General features: G+C 66.2%; 18 protein-coding genes. 11 read left to right on the forward strand and 7 right to left on the reverse strand.

The genetic code is table 11. The annotated features are described in order from the left end of the window. Positions 1-62 precede the first annotated feature (62 nt). Positions 63-749 carry a tRNA (guanosine(46)-N7)-methyltransferase TrmB gene (trmB, locus tag CR105_RS04790; RefSeq protein ID WP_099787279.1) on the reverse strand — a complete coding sequence of 229 codons (687 nt, stop codon included), beginning with the start codon at positions 747-749 and terminating at the stop codon, positions 63-65. Between the two features lie 134 nt (positions 750-883). Here trmB and CR105_RS04795 point away from each other — a divergent pair, with 134 nt between their 5' ends. Beyond that, complete coding sequence (locus CR105_RS04795) at positions 884-1,150, forward strand: hypothetical protein (RefSeq protein WP_131021600.1); 267 nt, start codon at positions 884-886, stop codon at positions 1,148-1,150. Position 1,151: 1 nt separating this feature from the next. Here the strand turns inward: CR105_RS04795 and CR105_RS04800 are convergent, their stop codons facing one another. The 4 genes from CR105_RS04800 to CR105_RS28210 form a co-directional block, all read right to left on the reverse strand. Beyond that, on the reverse strand, positions 1,152-3,956 hold the full coding sequence (locus tag CR105_RS04800; RefSeq protein ID WP_099787281.1) for a response regulator: 2,805 nt from the start codon (positions 3,954-3,956) through the stop codon (positions 1,152-1,154). 6 nt (positions 3,957-3,962) lie between these two features. Then, positions 3,963-5,126, reverse strand: coding sequence for an acyl-CoA dehydrogenase family protein (locus CR105_RS04805; protein WP_099787282.1), 1,164 nt, complete (start codon positions 5,124-5,126; stop codon positions 3,963-3,965). Between the two features lie 235 nt (positions 5,127-5,361). After that, positions 5,362-5,718 (reverse strand): c-type cytochrome, encoded by a 357-nt coding sequence (locus CR105_RS28205; RefSeq protein ID WP_229413631.1) that lies wholly within the window; start codon positions 5,716-5,718, stop codon positions 5,362-5,364. Then, positions 5,715-6,257, reverse strand: a complete 543-nt coding sequence (locus tag CR105_RS28210) for a c-type cytochrome (protein ID WP_180288089.1) — start codon at positions 6,255-6,257, stop codon at positions 5,715-5,717. Before CR105_RS28210 ends, CR105_RS28205 begins: the two co-directional genes overlap by 4 nt. A gap of 92 nt (positions 6,258-6,349) precedes the next feature. On the opposite strand from CR105_RS28210, the gene CR105_RS04815 reads away from it, so the two are divergent. Genes CR105_RS04815 through CR105_RS04830 form a run of 4 tightly spaced genes read left to right on the forward strand, consistent with a single transcriptional unit; the run spans position 6,350 to position 10,519 of the window. Continuing rightward, positions 6,350-6,739: a c-type cytochrome gene (locus CR105_RS04815; protein WP_229413632.1), complete on the forward strand. Its 390-nt coding sequence runs from the start codon at positions 6,350-6,352 to the stop codon at positions 6,737-6,739. Further along, positions 6,736-7,674 (forward strand): cytochrome c oxidase subunit II, encoded by a 939-nt coding sequence (coxB, locus tag CR105_RS04820; RefSeq protein WP_099787283.1) that lies wholly within the window; start codon positions 6,736-6,738, stop codon positions 7,672-7,674. The genes CR105_RS04815 and coxB overlap by 4 nt, the downstream gene beginning before the upstream one ends. Further along, a complete protein-coding gene (gene ctaD / locus CR105_RS04825; protein ID WP_099787284.1) occupies positions 7,671-10,184 on the forward strand; it encodes a cytochrome c oxidase subunit I in 2,514 nt (837 codons plus the stop codon). The genes coxB and ctaD overlap by 4 nt, the downstream gene beginning before the upstream one ends. Continuing rightward, positions 10,181-10,519, forward strand: coding sequence for a hypothetical protein (locus tag CR105_RS04830; RefSeq protein WP_131021599.1), 339 nt, complete (start codon positions 10,181-10,183; stop codon positions 10,517-10,519). Before ctaD ends, CR105_RS04830 begins: the two co-directional genes overlap by 4 nt. Before the next feature lie 40 nt (positions 10,520-10,559). Here the strand turns inward: CR105_RS04830 and CR105_RS04835 are convergent, their stop codons facing one another. Both CR105_RS04835 and CR105_RS04840 read right to left on the reverse strand, forming a co-directional pair. Continuing rightward, positions 10,560-11,879, reverse strand: a complete 1,320-nt coding sequence (locus tag CR105_RS04835; protein ID WP_099787286.1) for a PQQ-dependent sugar dehydrogenase — start codon at positions 11,877-11,879, stop codon at positions 10,560-10,562. 142 nt (positions 11,880-12,021) lie between these two features. After that, a complete protein-coding gene (locus tag CR105_RS04840) occupies positions 12,022-12,621 on the reverse strand; it encodes a BPSL1445 family SYLF domain-containing lipoprotein (RefSeq protein WP_099787287.1) in 600 nt (199 codons plus the stop codon). 248 nt (positions 12,622-12,869) lie between these two features. Here CR105_RS04840 and CR105_RS04845 point away from each other — a divergent pair, with 248 nt between their 5' ends. The 6 genes from CR105_RS04845 (at position 12,870) to CR105_RS29225 (ending at position 16,331) form a co-directional block, all read left to right on the forward strand. After that, a complete protein-coding gene (locus tag CR105_RS04845) occupies positions 12,870-13,412 on the forward strand; it encodes a hypothetical protein (protein WP_131021598.1) in 543 nt (180 codons plus the stop codon). Between the two features lie 88 nt (positions 13,413-13,500). Next, complete coding sequence (locus tag CR105_RS04850) at positions 13,501-13,722, forward strand: hypothetical protein (protein ID WP_099787289.1); 222 nt, start codon at positions 13,501-13,503, stop codon at positions 13,720-13,722. Positions 13,723-13,742: 20 nt separating this feature from the next. Then, entirely contained in the window at positions 13,743-14,129 is a 387-nt protein-coding gene (locus tag CR105_RS04855) for a VOC family protein (protein WP_099787290.1), read from the forward strand. 158 nt (positions 14,130-14,287) lie between these two features. Beyond that, entirely contained in the window at positions 14,288-15,502 is a 1,215-nt protein-coding gene (locus CR105_RS04860) for a cyanophycinase (protein WP_131021597.1), read from the forward strand. Positions 15,503-15,850: 348 nt separating this feature from the next. After that, a complete protein-coding gene (locus CR105_RS04865) occupies positions 15,851-16,153 on the forward strand; it encodes a hypothetical protein (RefSeq protein ID WP_099787292.1) in 303 nt (100 codons plus the stop codon). Between the two features lie 43 nt (positions 16,154-16,196). Continuing rightward, positions 16,197-16,331 (forward strand): hypothetical protein, encoded by a 135-nt coding sequence (locus CR105_RS29225; RefSeq protein WP_267873881.1) that lies wholly within the window; start codon positions 16,197-16,199, stop codon positions 16,329-16,331. Positions 16,332-16,361: the final 30 nt, after the last annotated feature.

Consider the following 16,361-nt stretch of genomic DNA (forward strand, 5'->3'; position numbering starts at 1 on the left):
AGCTGCCCGGTTTCAGGTAGCGGGAAGTGACGAACGACGGCGCTTGAGGGACGAACGACGATTCAGGCAGGCTTCTTCGTAAACACCAGGTCCCACACGCCGTGACCGAGCTTGATGCCGCGGTTTTCGAATTTGGTGAGCGGGCGGTAAGCCGGCTGCGGCGCATAGTCTTCGGCGCTATTTTGCAGCAGCGGCTCGGTGCCCAGCACTTCAAGCATCTGCACCGCGTAGTCTTCCCAGTCGGTGGCGCAGTGCAGGTAGCCGCCTGGCGCCAGCTTCTCGGCCAGCAGCTTGACGAACGGCGTTTGCAGCAGGCGGCGCTTGTTATGGCGCGCCTTGTGCCACGGGTCCGGGAAGAACACGTGCACGCCGGCCAGCGTCGCATCCGGGATCATCTGGTTCAGCACTTCGACCGCATCGTGCTGGATCAGGCGCAGGTTGGCGATGTCCTGTTCGCCGATCTGCTTGAGCAGGCTGCCCACGCCGGGCGTGTGCACCTCGACGCCGATGAAGTCCTTCTCCGGCATGCCCTTGGCGATGTGCGCGGTGGTGTCGCCCATGCCGAAGCCGATCTCCAGGATCACCGGCGCCTTGCGGCCGAACGCCTGTTCGAAGTCGAGCGGCGCCTTGGCGTACTCGATCAGGAACTTCGGCCCCAGTTCTTCCAGCGCCCGCGCCTGCGCGATCGACAGCCGGCCGGCACGGGTGACGAAGCTGCGGATGCGGTGCTCGCTGGGGTCGTACAGCATCGGGCGGCCGCTGCCGCTTGGAGGGGTATCTGAAGACATGGGAGGCGATGAGGAGAATTAGGGTCGGGCGACATTATATCGCACAGATTTTGGACCGAACGGGAACGATCGCTGCCCGGCTCAGTCTAATTGTTATGGAAGATGCGCGTATCGATCGGTTGGAAGTGCGGTTCGACGAACTCGCCGCAGAAATGCGCCGTAGCTTGGCGGGCATTGATACACGACTGTGCAAAATTGAAGCTCGTGTTGAACAATGCGCGACGAAAGTCGAAGTCGGCGAGCTGCGCTCGGAGATGTACAAGATGAGCTCAGAATTAAAGACCTGGATGCTGGCTACGATGGTGACGATCATCGCCACTTCCCTCGCCGCCACGTTTGGTCTGCATCACTGGGGCTCGTAGATTACGCCGCAACACTCAGCGCGGCGCGCAACTGGTCCAACGTGAACGGTTTAGGCAGTACGCGCGCGGCGAAGCCGGGCGGATCGATGCTGCGGCCGGACGCAAACACCACCCGCAGTCCCGTGAACTGACCCATCGCCTGGCGCGCCAGGTCGATGCCGGACATGCCCGGCAGTGTCACATCGGTAAGGAGGATGTCGTCATCATGCAGCGCAGCGAGCACGCCATCGGCCGAGCCGAAGCAGACCGGGTCGTAATCGAGGATCAGCAGCAGTTCGCGCAGCATGTCGCGCGCATCGTCGTTGTCTTCGACGACCACGATGCGCTGGCGCCGCGGTTCTGTGGCGCGACGCTCGGCGCCGGCTGCGTCGAACACCTGGCGCACCTTGGCGGCGAGTTCACTGCGCCGGTACGGCTTGCTGAGCAGCTCCACGCCTTCATCGAGCCGGCCCGCATGGACGATGGCGTTCTGCGTATAGCCCGACGTGAACAGCACCGCGATCCCCGGCAGCAGGCGCCGCGCATGACGCGCCAGTTCCGGACTGCGCAGCGTGCCCGGCATGACCACGTCGGTAAACAGCATATCGGGCGCGGCGCCGCTTTCGATCATCGCCAGCGCGCGCTGGGCGTCGGGCGCCTTCAGCACCGTGTAGCCAAGGCCGGCGAGCATGTCGCCAACCGCCGTGCGCACGGCGTCGTCGTCCTCCACCAGCAGCACGGTCTCGGTGCCGAGAGGGATGGCGCCGCCTGCGCGCGGCGTCAGTTCATGCTCCGCCTCATGGGTACGCGGCAGGAAGATGCGCACCGTGGTGCCTTCGCCTGGCTCGCTGTAGATGCCGATGTGTCCTCCGCTCTGCTTGACGAAGCCGTACGCCATCGACAGGCCCAGCCCCGTGCCTTCGCCTTCCGGCTTGGTGGTGAAGAACGGCTCGAACGCGCGCTCGATCACGTCGCGGCTCATGCCGGCGCCGTTGTCCGACACCGCCAGCACCACGTACTCGCCAGCCGGCAGGTCGGGCCGGCGCGCGACGTATCCGTGGTCGAGCACCGCGTTGCCAAGCTCGATCGTCAGCTTGCCGGCGCCGTCCATTGCGTCGCGCGCATTGATCGCCAGGTTGAGGATGACATTTTCCAGCTGGTTGCGGTCGACCATCGTGTTCCATGCACCGTCGCCGACCGCCAGCTCGATGTCGACCGCCTCGCCCAGCGCGCGCCGCATCAGTTCCTCCATGTCCCGCAGAATGTGGCCGACGCTGGTCGGCACCGGCTGCAGCGGCTGGCGCCGCGCATAGGCCAGCAGCTGCGACGACAACTTGGCGCCGCGCTCGACCGCGCCCATGCTGCCGGCCAGCCGCCGCCGCAGGGTGTCGGACAGATCCGGCTCGAGCCCCATCAGCTCGAGGTTACTGCCGACCACCTGCAGGATGTTGTTGAAGTCGTGCGCCACGCCGCCGGTCAGCTTGCCGATCGCTTCGAGCTTCTGCGCCTGGTGCAGCGCCAGGTGCGCCTGCTCCAGGTCGTGCGTGCGCAGCGCCACCAGCGCTTCGAGCTCGGCCTGGTTCATCAGCAGGCCGTCCTGCATCTGCTTTTGCTCGGTCGCGTCGTGGCCCTGGCAGAAGATGCCGCTGACGTTGCCGGCGCTGTCGCGCAGCGGCTGGTAGATGAAGTCGAGGTAGCGCTGGTGCGTGCGGCCATCGGCATCGCGCAGCGACACCGGCACCGCCTTGCCGACATACGGTTCGCCGGTGGCGTACACCTGGTCGCGCAAGGCGACGAAGCGCTGGCCGACCAGTTCGGGGAACGTCGCCGCCACCGACCCGTGCGTGCGCGCACGCCGGCCGAACAGCGCGAGGTAGGCGCGGTTGGTCATCTCCAACACGTGCGAGGGTCCGCGCGTGACCGACATGAAGCCGGGCGCCAGGTCGAACATTTCCGACAACTGGCGGCGTTTCTCTTCCAGCGACCTGGCCAGTTCGGCGCCGAGCGCGCGTTCCTGTTCGAGCCGCGCGTGGCGGTCGCTGACGTCGCGGATCACCAGCGAGACGCCGATCAGGTGGCCGCCATCGTCGCGCACCGCCGACACCGCGATGTCCATGTGGGCACGCTGCTGGCCGAAGGCGTAGACCTGCTCGGTGGTGATGGCGGCGGCGCCGTCGAGCACGCGCGCGACCGTGCCGGCGATGTCAGGATTCCAGAACGGCAGCGCCGGCCCGTCCAGCGCCAGCGCCGCGGCGCCGGCAAGGCGCCACTGCCGCGCGGCGCTGTCGTTCCACTGGATCACCCGCAGGTTCGTGTCGAGACCGACGATGCCGTCCTTGGTCTGCGCCAGCACGTTGACCATGTAGTGGCCGGCGATCCGCAGGTGGCGGTAGGCCGCTTCGTCGACCGGCCTGGGCGCGGCGATGCGCTCGTTGGCGCGCTCGAGCGTGGTGCGCAGCCTGGCGCGCCGCGCCGCCGTCTTCGCCCCTTCCGCCACCACCTGGCCGAGCGCCGGGTCGCCTTCGCGCAGCACGCTCCAGTGCTGGCCGATCATCGGCGCGCGCGCCAGCTGGCGGCGCAACTCGTCGTAGTGGCTGGCACCGGCGACGAACACCAGCTCGCACAGCTGCCACTTTGCGCGCAGCGCGCGCGCCAGTTGCAGCGGCTGCGCCAGGTCCGGCGCCAGGATCACCACCGCCGGCTCGGCGCCGGCCAGCCGCGCCGGCAGCGCATCCTGGGCGAGCGCGGCGTAGCCTTCGCGCCAGCCCGCGCCAGGCGCTGCGTGCTGCGCCGCCGTCGCGGCGACGAACAGGATCGCGTCGTCCATGGCGGCCTACAGCAGCGGCAGGCCGAGCAGGCTGCGGCCGGTCCACAGCTTGAGCAGGTCGGTGGTGGGCGACATCACGTGGCTGGCGCGGGCGTCGCGCAGCATCTGCGCCACGCGGCTGTTGTCGCGGTAGGCGGCGCCGCCGCAGATCGTCATCGCATCGTTGGCCAGCTGCACCGCAGTGTCGCCGGCATCTGCCTTGCAGGCCAGGATGAACGGCAGCGCGTGCGGATCGGCGGCGTCGCCGCGCGCGGCCGCTTCATAGATCAGCGCGCGGGTTTTCTCGACCGCCGTCCACATGCCGGCGTAGCGCGTCTGCAGCACTTCGACGTCGCGCAGCGCGGCGCCCGAGTGCGCATAGCGGCGGTTGCGCAGGTGCTCGCCGGCGGCATCGAGCGCGCTCTGCGCCACGCCCAGATAGGTGCCGGCCATCGCCATCAGGAAGTAAGGCGCGACCACTTCGAAAACGTACCAGACCTGGTCGCCGTCTTCGCCGAGCAGGTGGGTGATCGGCACCGGCGCATCGTCGAGGCGCAGCCCGCGCGACGAATTGCCGCGCATGCCGAAGCCGTCCCACTGCGCCAGCCATTCGGTGCGCGGGGTGTCGGCGTCGACGATCAGGCAGCTGAAGTCGCCCGCCTCGGCATCGGGCGAACTGGCGCGCGTCGACAACACGTACGAGTCGGCGTGGCTGCCGTTGGTGATGAACTGCTTGGTGCCGTTGACGAGGTAGCGGTCGCCGGCGGCGGTGAGGTTCGTCTCCGGCAGATAGAAGTGGGCGCCGGTGCCCGACTCCGACAGCGCCAGCGTAGTGAGGTGGCGCCCCTGCGCGATCGGGCGCAGGTAGCGCTCCTCCTGCAGCGGCGTCGCCTTGGCGGCGATGACGGCGGTGCCGACGCAGTGCATGCCGAAGCACAGCGCGGACGAGGGGCAGACGCGGGCGATCGCCTCGGTCAGGGTCGCCAGCGCCAGCAAGCCCTGGCCGTGGCCGCCGAGGCGCTGCGGCACCTGCAGGCCGGTCAGCCCGGCGCGCGCGAAGGCCTGCATCGAATGCGCCGGCCAGCGCGCTTCGCGGTCGACCTCGCCGGCCATCGGCGCGACGACGGCGTCGACCAGCTCGGTCGTTTTGGCCAGCAAGGCCTGCAAGGCCGGCGACGGATTGCGCTTCATGTCACTCCCGAAATTCATTCTTTGTGACAATAATTATAGGGGAAATTATCGGCGCGACGGCGCCCGCTTGGCGCCGCTCCGCCCCTTGCGGGCGATCAAGGCCTGGGGTCAGTGCCGGCAAACGGACACGGCCTCATCGTTGCACGCGCTTGCGACGTTGCCGGACGGTCGGGTTCGTGTCCGAATGTCGGCACTGACCCCGCAGGAGGCACTGACCCCGCAGGAGAAGGTGGCGCTAGCGCGTGGTCAGCAGGTACGCCGCCATGTCGCGTGCATCGGTTTCGCTGACACCGAGCACCGGCATCGCCGTCATCGGATCGACCGCTTTCGGGTTGCGGATCCACTTCACCAGGTTCTCCTGGGTATTCGGCAGCGAGCCGGCGATGAAGGAACGCCTGGCGAGGCCGCCGAGCGGCCGGCCGACGTACACCTCCGACCCTGTCACGCCGGGGATCATGTGACACGCCCGGCACGCATACTGGGTCAGCGCGACCCGGCCGCGTTCCGGATTGCCCTGCACGCCGGCCGGCAGCGGGCGCTCGCCGCAGCCGGCCAGAGCCAGCATCAACAGCAGCATTGAGGCGCGCGTCATCGCGCCACCTCGCCGGCGGTGATGTCGGCGTAGGCCTTTGGCGTGAGCGCCGGCAGCTGCTGCAAGAACGCGACGACGGCCCACAGCTCGGCGTCGGCCATGCGGTATTCCCATGCCGGCATGCCGCTCATCTTGATACCGTGCTTGGTGATCCAGTACAGCTCACCGGCATTCCAGTGGCGCGAGGCGTCGACCAGCGGTCCGGGCAGCGGCTGCATGCTCTTGCCCCAGTCGGATTGCGCAGACCCGGGCCCGCCGTGGCACTGGGCGCAGTTGTCGCGGTATAGCACCGCGCCGCGCCTGACCTGCTGCGCCGACGTCAGGTCGGGCGCCAGCACCTTGCGCGCGTGGTGGCGCACCGAGTCGCGCATGCCCTGTTCGAGCACCGTGTGGACGACCTGGAAATGCTGCTGCGTGGCGCCGATGTTGTACCAGCCGCCGCGCAGCACCAGAGCGCCGACCAGGCCGGCGCCGACCGCGCCGAGCAGCACGGTGGCGGCGGCGGTTTTGAGCATCAGGCGGGTGCGGTTGGCCAGCATTCAGAGCTTTCGATAGGCGTGTTCTATTGAAAAAAAGCCAGTATTATTTTCTTGTATTATATCTATCCAATCAGTCTTGGCAGGATCCTAACGTGCGCGTGTTTTCAATTCTGGCCGCCGGCCCGGGCGCCATCGCGGCGACCTTGTGCGCCCTGACGCTGGCCGCCTGCGGCAAGCCGCACGCACCAATGCGGGTCGACGGCGGCGACGCCAAACTGGGCAAGCGCCTGATGGAGCAGTACCAGTGCGGCGCCTGCCACGCGATCCCCGAAGTGGCGGCCGCGCGCGGCACGCTCGGCCCGCCGCTCGAACACTTTGGCCGGCGCAGCTACATCGCCGGCGCCATCCCCAACCTGCCGGAACCGCTCACGCAGTGGCTGGTCAACCCGCCCGCCATGAAGCCCGGCACGACGATGCCGAACCTGGGCGTGTCGCCGGCCGAAGCGCGCCACATGGCGGCCTACTTGTACCAGCTGCGATGAGCGGCCCGCTGCAGTCGGTGCTGCATCCGGCCGGTCCCGACGCGGTCATCATCGGCCAGTTCGCGTGGGTGATGTTCGTCGCCGGCGCGGTGATCCTGGTTGCGGTGATGGCGCTGCTGGCGCTTGGCCTGCGCGGCGAAGCTCGCCCAGTGCGGCCGATGCGCTGGATCGCCGGCCTTGGCGTGGCTTTTCCGGTGCTGGTGCTGACGGCGCTGCTGGGCTGGAGCACCTGGCAAAGCGCGAAGCTGACGGCGCAGTCGTCGCAGCAGTCGCTGGCCATCGCCGTCACCGCCAAGATGTGGTGGTGGGAGGTGCGCTACACCGACAAGGCGAGCGGTCGCGAGATCGTCACCGCCAACGAAATTCACATCCCCACCGGCCGCCCGGTGTACCTGGGCCTGACCACCAGCGACGTGATCCACAGCTTCTGGGTGCCGGCGCTGGGCGGCAAGAAGGACATGGTGCCTGGCCACGTCACCGGCCTGACGCTGCACGCCGACAAACCCGGCATCTACCGCGGCCAGTGCGCCGAATACTGCGGCGAACAGCACGCGCGCATGGCGCTGCACGTGGTGGCCGAAACGCCGGCGCAGTTCGAGGCCTGGCTGGCGCGCCAGCTGCCGCCGGCCGCGGCGCCGACCGGCGCGGTGCTCGCGCGCGGCCGCCAGGCCTTCCTCGACCAGCGCTGCAGCGCGTGCCACACGATCCGCGGCGTCAGCGGCAGCGACGGCGTCAACGCGCTCGGCCCCGACCTCACCCACGTCGGCAGCCGCATGCACATCGCCGCCGGCACGCTGCGCAATCATCGCGCCAGCCTGGCCGACTGGATCGCCGACCCGCAGCGCATCAAGCCGGGGGCGCGCATGCCGGCCGCCGCCGACATCGACGCCGAAACGCTGCGCGCCCTCGCCACTTATCTCGAGCACCTGAAATGATTGAAGCCGATCCCGTATTTTTACCCAGTTCCCTGCCGCGTCCCGCCGGCGAACTGGCCGGCCTGGCAGCGCCGTGGAAGACGCCGACCGGCTGGCGCTTCTTCAAGAGCGTGAACAACACCAGCATCGGCCTCTTGTACATCGGCACCGCGCTGCTGTTCTTCATCCTGGCCGGCATCCTTGGCCTGCTGATGCGCGCGCAGCTGGCCGTGCCGGACAACACGCTGCTCAGCGCCGCCACCTACAACCAGGTGTTCACCATGCACGGCACGGTGATGATGTTCCTGTTCGCCATTCCGGTCGTCGAAGCGATCGCCGTCTACCTGCTGCCGAACATGCTGGGCGCGCGCGACCTGCCGTTTCCGCGCCTGTCGGCTTACGCCTTCTGGGCCTATGCGATCGGCGGCCTGGCGTTTTTCTGCACGCTGTTCGCCGGGCTGGCGCCGGACGGCGGCTGGTTCATGTATCCGCCGCTGACGGGCAAGGAGTACTCGCCAGGGCTGAACGCCGACTTCTGGCTGCTGGGGATCGGCTTCATCGAGATTTCGGCGATTGCCGGCGCCATCGAGCTGATCGTCGGCATCCTGTTTACCCGCGCGCCCGGCATGACGCTTGGCCGCATGCCGGTGTACGCCTGGGCCATGCTGGTGGTGGCGGTGATGATCGTGTTCGCCTTCCCGGCCATCATCGCCGGCACCGCGCTGCTGGAACTGGAGCGCGCCTACGACTGGCCGTTCTTCATCGCCGAGCGCGGCGGCGACCCGCTGCTGTGGCAGCACCTGTTCTGGTTCTTCGGCCATCCGGAGGTGTACATCATCTTCCTGCCGGCGGCCGGCATGGTGTCGACCATGATCCCGACGATTGCCGGCACGCCGTTGATCGGGCGCCGGCCGATCATCGTCGCGCTGGTGGCGGTCGGCTTTTTCAGTTTTGCGCTGTGGGCGCACCACATGTTCACCGCCGGCTTGGGCGTGCTGGAAATGAGCTTCGTGTCGGCCGCCAGCATGGCCGTCGCGGTGCCGACCGCGATCCAGGTATTCGCCTGGATCGCCACGCTCTGGCGCGGCAAGGTGACGATCACCGGACCGACGCTGTTCCTGCTCGGCTTCATGTTCATCTTCGTGCTCGGCGGGCTGACCGGCGTGATGGTGGCGGTGCTGCCGTTCGACTGGCAGGTGCACGACACCTACTTCATTGTCGCCCACCTGCATTACGTCCTCATCGGCGGCATGGTGTTCCCGGTGTTCGCGGCGATGTACTACTGGATCCCGCTCATCAACGGCAACCGGCTGTCCGAATCGCTGGCGCGCTGGGTGTTCGGCCTGATGTTCGGCGGCTTCAACCTGGCGTTCTTCCCGATGCATATCACGGGCCTGCTCGGCATGCCGCGCCGCGTCTACACCTACGCGCCCGACCTGGGGTGGAATGCGCTGAACATGCTGTCGACGGTGGGCGCCTTCATCTTTGCCGCCGGTGTGCTGCTGTTTATCGTCGACGCGGTGCGCGCCTTCCGCAAGCCTGAAAAAGAAGTCGGCAATCCATGGAATGCGGCCACGCTCGAATGGCTGCCGTCGGAAGACTACGGCAACCGCAGCATCCCGCACATCGTGTCGATGGAACCGCTGTGGGACCAGCCGGCGCTGGCCGAGGAAGTCGAAGCGGGCCGCCACTACCTGCCGGGCAGCGCCACCGGCAAGCGCGAGACAATCGTCACCAGCCCGGTCAGCGGCGAGCCGCGCTACCTGCTGATCCTGCCGACCGACAGCTGGTGGCCGCTGATCGCCGCGGCGGGCACCGCCGGCTTCTTCCTGCTGCTGACGGTGAAGATGACGTTGACAGCGTGGGCCTGCGCGATCATGGCGGTAGTCGGCATCATCGCCTGGCTGTGGCAGTCGGACCGTCCGCCGCCTGCGGCCACCGCGAAGGTGTCGGACACATTGACGCTGCCGATCGGCGCCAGCGGCACCGCCTCGATGTCGTGGTGGGCGACGATCATCATGCTGGTGGTCGATGCCACCATCTTCACCTCGTTCGTGTTCGCCTACATCCACATCTCGATGCGGCTGACGGTGTGCCCGCCGCCGAACGCCGCGCTGGCCGATCCGCTGTGGCCCCTGCTGTCGGGCGGCCTGCTGCTGGCCGGGTCGGCCCTGATCGTGCTGTCGAAGCGCGCGCTCGGCAAGCCGATGCTGCCATGGCTGGTGCTCGCCGCGATGGCGTGCATGGTGGCCGCGTTTGCGTGCGACTTCAACGGCCAGCGCCTGGCCGGGCTGGAGCCGACGCGCCAGGCCTGGAGCGCGACGGTCGCCGCGATGCTGGCCTACCAGGGACTGCACGTGATCGGCATGGTGATCACGGGGCTGTATTTGTGCGCGCGCGCCTGGAACGGCCATGTACGCCAGAGCAGCCGCGCCACGCTCGACAACACTGCGCTGATGTGGCACTACACGACGCTGCAGGGGATCGCCGCGTCGGTGGCGATCCATCTCGTGCCGAAGCTGATGGGATGACAATGCGCGACCATTTCTGGAGTCGGCTGCTGCGCGGCACTTTGCCGCTGATCGTGTGGGCGGCGCACTGGTTCGCCGCGTACGCGCTGGTGGCGGCGCAATGCAGCCCGGCGGCGATTTCGCCGGAGTCGCCGCGGCGCTGGATGCTGTGGGTGCTGTCTGCGCTGGCGCTGGGTGCGTGCGCGCTGATGCTGTGGCGCGCCAGGAAGACGCTGGCCCACGCCGGCGGCGACATCAGCTTGCTCGACTGGGCAGCGGCCGGCAGCGCGGTGCTGGCGACGATGGGCATCGTGTGGACGACGCTGCCGATGCTGATGATCGACGGCTGCAGGTGACAGCCGCCTGCCATGCTGGTAGTGCGCCAGCGTTACAGCGTCACTGCGCCGGCTTGACGCGCCAGATCACGTTGCCCACATCGTCGGCGACCAGCAGAGCGCCGGCCTTGTCGACCGCGACACCGACCGGGCGGCCGTACGCGTCGCCGTCCTTGTTGACGAAACCGGTCAGCACTTCGATCGGCTTGCCATTCGGTTTGCCGTTCGCGAACGGGACGAAGACGACGTTGTAGCCGCTGAGCGGCTTGCGGTTCCACGAACCGTGCTGGCCAATAAAGGCGCCGCCGGCGTACGTCGCCGGGAACAGGCTGGCTTCGTAGAACACCATGCCGAGCGGCGCGACATGGCTGCCAAGCGCGTAATCCGGCTTGATGGCCTTGGCCACCAGGTCAGGCCGCGGCGGCTCGACACGCTTGTCGACGTGGCTGCCGTAGTAGCTGTACGGCCAGCCGTAGAAGCCGCCGTCCTTGACCGACGTCAGGTAGTCGGGCACCAGGTCGCTGCCCAGCTCGTCGCGCTCGTTCACGACGGTCCACAACTCCCCGCTTTGCGGCTGCCAGCCCATGCCGTTCGGGTTGCGCAGGCCCGACGCGAACAGCCGCGTGGCCGAGGTCTTCAGGTCGATCTCGAGGATCGCCGCGCGGTTCACTTCTTTATCCATGCCGTTTTCGGCGACATTGCTGTTGGAGCCGACCGTCGCGTACAACTTGCTGCCGTCCTTGCTGGCGATGATGTTCTTGGTCCAGTGGTGGTTCAGCGGACCGCCGGGAAGCGCCGCAACCGTGACCGGCGCCGCGGTGATCGCCGTGTCGCCGGCCTTGTACGGGAAGCGCACCACCGCGTCGGTGTTGGCAACGTACAGCATGTCGCCGATCAGCGCGATGCCGAACGGCGAATTGAGATTTTTAAGAAATTCGGTGCGCGTCTCGGCCACGCCATCGCCGTCGGCGTCGCGCAGCAGGGTGATCCGGTTCGGGCTTGGTACCGCGGCGCCGGCCTTGGCCATCACCTTCTTCATGACGAAGCCCTTGATGCCCTTGCCGGCGTCCGGCCGCGCCGGCGCGTTGGACTCGACGACCAGCACGTCGCCGTTGGGCAGCACGTGCAGCCAGCGCGGGTGCACCAGGCCAGTGGCGAGCGCGTTGACCGTCATTCCAGCCGCCGCGCTCGGCATCACGCCGGCCGGCCAGCCTTTCGCCGGCGCGATGTCGACGGTCGGGATCAGGCTCTTGACCGGCTCCGGAATGACCGGTGCCGGGCCGACGCCCGCGGTCGATGGCAGCAGGGCTTTTTCGCTGCAGGCTGCAAGGCTCAGCATTAGGCTGGCAGCAATCAGGCGCACAGGGACGGCGTCACGCATGGGTTTCTCCTTGGATGGTAGGGCAATTGTCGAACTCGTCCGATTTTATACAATTTGGACAACATTGCTCGCCCAATAGGACGCAGTGCGCCCTATCCCCACGAACCACCAGAAGATGCTCGTGCGGCCGGCCTGACGCAGGCTATAGATTGATCGGCGTGATTTTCGTGCCTTCCAGACTCAGGTTAGCCATCAGCCCCGCGTTGGTCATCACGATCACCTGCACCGGCTGGGTCGCGGTGGTGGTGTCGATCTGACCGTTGGCGCCAACTCGCACCAGCGCCACCGACGCGTCGGCGCCGAGGTTCCAGCCGCCGCGGCTGCCCGCCTGGAATTTGTCCAGCGAGTCGCGCGTCATGAACAGAATCACCATGGCTTTCGACTGGGCGCCGGCCTGGAATCCGACCGACAGCGATGCCAGGTTGTAGTAGCCGCTGTGTCTGGATCTGACGCGCAGTTCGCCTCTGCCATATTCGCCGCCGACGACGAAACCGGCCGCGAGCACGCGGGGGAACACCAGCACACCCTCGGCCTTCGACACCAGTTCACGCGAACCGGCCGCCTGGGCGTAAAGGCGCGTAAGCGTCGTGTCGACGCCGTTGCGGATTTCGGTACGAATGGCGGCATTGTCGGCCTGGCCCGTGGTGGCGGACGTATCCCTCGTCGTGCTGCAACCACTGAGGGCCAAGGCTGAGAAGGCGAGCACCGCCGTGGTGTTGCGCAGGAAGGTACGCTTTTGCATGAGATCCTCCGGTCGTTGATACATCAAATTCCGAGATCGAACACCCGCTGACGCATACCTGATTTTACGCTTTGGGCCTGCACGCGCAGCACGCACGCGCACTTTCCAGCGGCCGCGTTGCGTCAACGTCACGACGGACAGGACCGGTCAACTGGTAGCAAGAATATATTGTTGCCAGACGTTCGCGAAATGATCTTTCCGCCGATTTTTCAGGCAACATGGGGCTTCAATTCTTGATGGAATTCCCGATGAAAAGTGCAGCGATCCTGGTCGCCACCGTCGCCACCCTCGCCGTTTCGCTCAGCGCTTTCGCGGCGCCCCGCTCGGAAGCCGACATCCGGCGCGGCGTCGCCAGTGCCGTCGAGCGTTACGCGAATGCCGTCTCCTGCGGCGGCGTGTCCGTAAAGCCCGAGGATGTGCTGACGCTGAGCGCCTACAGGGACGGCGAAGCGGCACTGCCAAAATACGCGGTGTTGTGGACTGGCGACCTGGGTTGTTTTGGCGGCTCCGGAACGGAAATGACGCGCCTGTCGATCGCCACCATTAATACGGGCCAGTACGTCGTCCAGCCGGAGCTGTCTTCGCCGGTGGCCGCCTTTGAAAGTCCGGTCCGATTCGTCAGCCGGGTTGTCAGCAGCGGCCCCGATACGCTGGTCATGGAGGGCATGGAATATACGCCGCATGACCCACGCAGCAAGCCGTCGAAAGCGGTGCGATTTACATTGCGGTTGGATGCGAAAGGCGGCTGGCGGCAGGTCGACAAGATCGGGATAGCCGCGGTCAGGCCTTGAAACGAGCCCGTCATAATCGCGGCGTATCCTGCAAGGAACGGCGGCGGAAAAATTTCCTGGTCAGCCGTTGCAATCAAGGGAGAACGTTATGATCCAAACTCAATTGCCCGAGCCGACGCCTGTCGACGAATTCCGCACCGCCCACAAGATCTGGAAGGAAGCGAACGACAGCTTCCATGACCGGTTTCAGGAGATTGTCACGCGGGGCAAGGGGCAGGATCTTGATGCCCTGGCCGAGGATTTGGCCGGCAAATTCGATCACTTCATGCGCTGTTCGAAGGTTCTGGTCAATCGCCAGGGGCATGTATAACCAATAGAAAAGGAGAGTCGGTGCTGTCACATGTGTTCTTGGGGGTGAATGACTTCGACCGGGCGTTTGCGTTCTATGCCGGTGTGATGAAGGAACTCGGCCTGGTAATGAAATTTACCGATGCCAAACGACCGTGGGCAGCCTGGCACGCGGCCGAATCCGCGCGGCCGCTGTTTATCATCGGCCGGCCATTCGATCATCAGCCGGCTGCAACCGGCAATGGACAGATGGTGGCGCTGCTGGCAGCGTCGGCGGAAATGGTCGACCGCAGCCATTCGACGGCGCTGTCGTTGGGCGCCCGATGCGAAGGCCGGCCGGGATTGCGGCCCGAGTATCACGCGAACTATTACGGCGCGTATTTCCGCGACCCGGACGGCAACAAGATCTGCATTTGCTTCCACGGCTAATGCCGAGAACCCATTCTCCATGCAGACCCTGCCTGGAAAAGTTCATCTTCACCAACGATTTACGGGATAAATTTTTCAATTCAGATAAATACTCAACACCGTGCTTTGGCGGTGTTTTTTATGAGTAGAATGGACAATCTTTAGCCTGGGAGTGGACTGTGACCAATTTTCTTTCGGAAATGTTTGGCCAGAAGCGCACATGGCGCATCGTCTGCAACTCCGTCCTGGCGTTGTCGCTGACGACGACGATTGGCGCCGCTCACGCAGGCAAACCACCGCCGTACACCTATACCTCAGTTGGCACCCCCGCTACCGCACCCGCCGTCGGCGCCGTGCAACCGTATCCATCGTACGTGTTGATGGGCGGCGGCCCCGATGTGGACGAAGCGTTTCGCTGGATGATCAAGCAGGCGGGCGTGCGGCCTGGCACGGGCGGGCGCCTGGTAGTAATTCGCGTCACCGGCGATGGCGCCTATAACCCGTATATCTATTACAGCAGCCCTGCTTCGTCGACCGCTTCGGCCGACATCGTCGATGGCTGGGTCGGTGGCGCGTCGCTGGGGCTGACCTCGGTCGAAACGCTTGTCATCCCGAGCATCGCCGCGGCGAACGACGCGTTCGTCAATGCAACCGTCGGTCGCGCCAACGCGGTGTGGATCGCCGGCGGCGACCAGAGCGATTACATCAAGCTGTGGAAAGGCCAGGCGCTCGAGCGCACCTTGAACACGCTGATGAGGAACAACATCCCGGTCGGCGGTACCAGCGCGGGACTGGCTGTGCTGGGTCAGTTCGACTACGCCGCGTTAAGCGGCACGGTCACTTCAGCGCAGGCCATGAGCAACCCGTACAACAAGTACATGACGCTCGATCCGGCGCCGCTGAGTACGTCCGGTGGCTTCCTTGCGCCGCCGGCTTTGGCCAACACCATCTTCGACTCGCACCTCGATGCGCGCGACCGCATGGGGCGCCTGGTGACGTTCGTATCGCGCCTGGTGGCCAGTTATCCGGGGTCGGGCTCCCAACAGTTCGGCTGCACCGGCGGCGTGCTCGCCAATAACGCCGCCAGGGGAATTGGCGTGAGCGTGGAATCGGCGTTGCTGGTGAATTGGGATCCGGTGAATGGCCACTACGCCGGCCGCCGCGTGACCAACACCCCGGCTCCGACCACCGAAGCTGCCGTGTATTTCGTCAACGTGACGCAGGGCCCGACCTTGTGCGCGTCCGGCAAGCCGCTGACGATAGGCGCATCGGCGGTACAGATTCGCAAATTGGCTGACTCAAACACGGTGATTAATATGTCGGACTGGTCAAGCTTTCCGATTCACCGGTCCGTCGGCGTGACCGCTGGTGTGCTGTCGCCAGATCCGTATTGAGGTGCACGCGAGGAATTGAACTGTTGCTTAGCTGAGTCCGCTTTCGCTGCCAAGTCTTGCTCGACCGCTTCGGTCAACGCTCGCGTCTGCGCGTGCCAGCCGGTCGGGTGTGACGATGCGGGGCCATGGCGAAGTTTGACGAACCGGTGCACTCTTCGGGGTGCGAACATGATCTGTTGGACCGCATGGGAGGCGCTAAGACCTGGCGGCGGCGATGCGGCAGTTGAAGGCAATCGAAGCGGCGCATCGCCGGCGCTGATGGTACGGCGAGCTGCGCCGCATTATTGATCCGATCACTGAAAGCGCCAGGCGTCGGCCAACCCAAAATCTTCATCCTGGGAGACGACGATGACCTCAGACTTCTTGAGCAATTTGGCCCAGATCCGCAAGCTCAACGCGGAGCCGTCAAGCCCGCGTGAATTCGACGGCTTGCTGCGCTCGGCCGTCGAGCGCGCCACCGACGCGCGCCATACCGGCCTGTCGCTGGCGAGCCGCTTCACGCTGGCCTACGACGCCTCCCACGCGCTCGCGCTCGCCGCGCTGCGCGCGCACGGCTATCGCAGCGAGGACCACTACTTAGTGTTGCAGTGTCCGACCCACACGCTGGGCTGGCCGCCCGACCAGTGGCGCCGGACCGCCAACCTCGAATGAGTTGCCCGGCTAGTCAATTCCGTCGAAATCCGCGAGCGCAACGATGAAAACGATTCCCCAATTCGGCACACCCGGCGTGGACGACGCCACCCAGCACGCCGTGTACGCCAACAGTCCGCGATCGACCGATCGACGCCCTAAAGCCGACAAAGGCGTGCCGGCAAGCCACTCCAGCTAGCCGCAGTGCATCCACAGCGCCAGGATATAT

This window comes from Massilia eurypsychrophila (genome assembly GCF_002760655.1).
Lineage (GTDB): Bacteria > Pseudomonadota > Gammaproteobacteria > Burkholderiales > Burkholderiaceae_D > JAFCUW01.

Excerpts from the sequence above, each read along its gene's own strand:
- trmB (WP_099787279.1), bottom strand. The coding sequence starts at position 749 with ATGCTGTACGACCCCAGCGAGCACCGCATCCGCAGCTTCGTCACCCGT.
- CR105_RS04795 (WP_131021600.1), top strand. The coding sequence starts at position 884 with ATGGAAGATGCGCGTATCGATCGGTTGGAAGTGCGGTTCGACGAACTC.
- CR105_RS04800 (WP_099787281.1), bottom strand. The coding sequence starts at position 3,956 with ATGGACGACGCGATCCTGTTCGTCGCCGCGACGGCGGCGCAGCACGCA.
- CR105_RS04805 (WP_099787282.1), bottom strand. The coding sequence starts at position 5,126 with ATGAAGCGCAATCCGTCGCCGGCCTTGCAGGCCTTGCTGGCCAAAACG.
- CR105_RS28205 (WP_229413631.1), bottom strand. The coding sequence starts at position 5,718 with ATGACGCGCGCCTCAATGCTGCTGTTGATGCTGGCTCTGGCCGGCTGC.
- CR105_RS28210 (WP_180288089.1), bottom strand. The coding sequence starts at position 6,257 with ATGCTGGCCAACCGCACCCGCCTGATGCTCAAAACCGCCGCCGCCACC.
- coxB (WP_099787283.1), top strand. The coding sequence starts at position 6,736 with ATGAGCGGCCCGCTGCAGTCGGTGCTGCATCCGGCCGGTCCCGACGCG.
- ctaD (WP_099787284.1), top strand. The coding sequence starts at position 7,671 with ATGATTGAAGCCGATCCCGTATTTTTACCCAGTTCCCTGCCGCGTCCC.
- CR105_RS04830 (WP_131021599.1), top strand. The coding sequence starts at position 10,181 with ATGACAATGCGCGACCATTTCTGGAGTCGGCTGCTGCGCGGCACTTTG.
- CR105_RS04835 (WP_099787286.1), bottom strand. The coding sequence starts at position 11,879 with ATGCGTGACGCCGTCCCTGTGCGCCTGATTGCTGCCAGCCTAATGCTG.
- CR105_RS04840 (WP_099787287.1), bottom strand. The coding sequence starts at position 12,621 with ATGCAAAAGCGTACCTTCCTGCGCAACACCACGGCGGTGCTCGCCTTC.
- CR105_RS04845 (WP_131021598.1), top strand. The coding sequence starts at position 12,870 with ATGAAAAGTGCAGCGATCCTGGTCGCCACCGTCGCCACCCTCGCCGTT.
- CR105_RS04850 (WP_099787289.1), top strand. The coding sequence starts at position 13,501 with ATGATCCAAACTCAATTGCCCGAGCCGACGCCTGTCGACGAATTCCGC.
- CR105_RS04865 (WP_099787292.1), top strand. The coding sequence starts at position 15,851 with ATGACCTCAGACTTCTTGAGCAATTTGGCCCAGATCCGCAAGCTCAAC.
- CR105_RS29225 (WP_267873881.1), top strand. The coding sequence starts at position 16,197 with ATGAAAACGATTCCCCAATTCGGCACACCCGGCGTGGACGACGCCACC.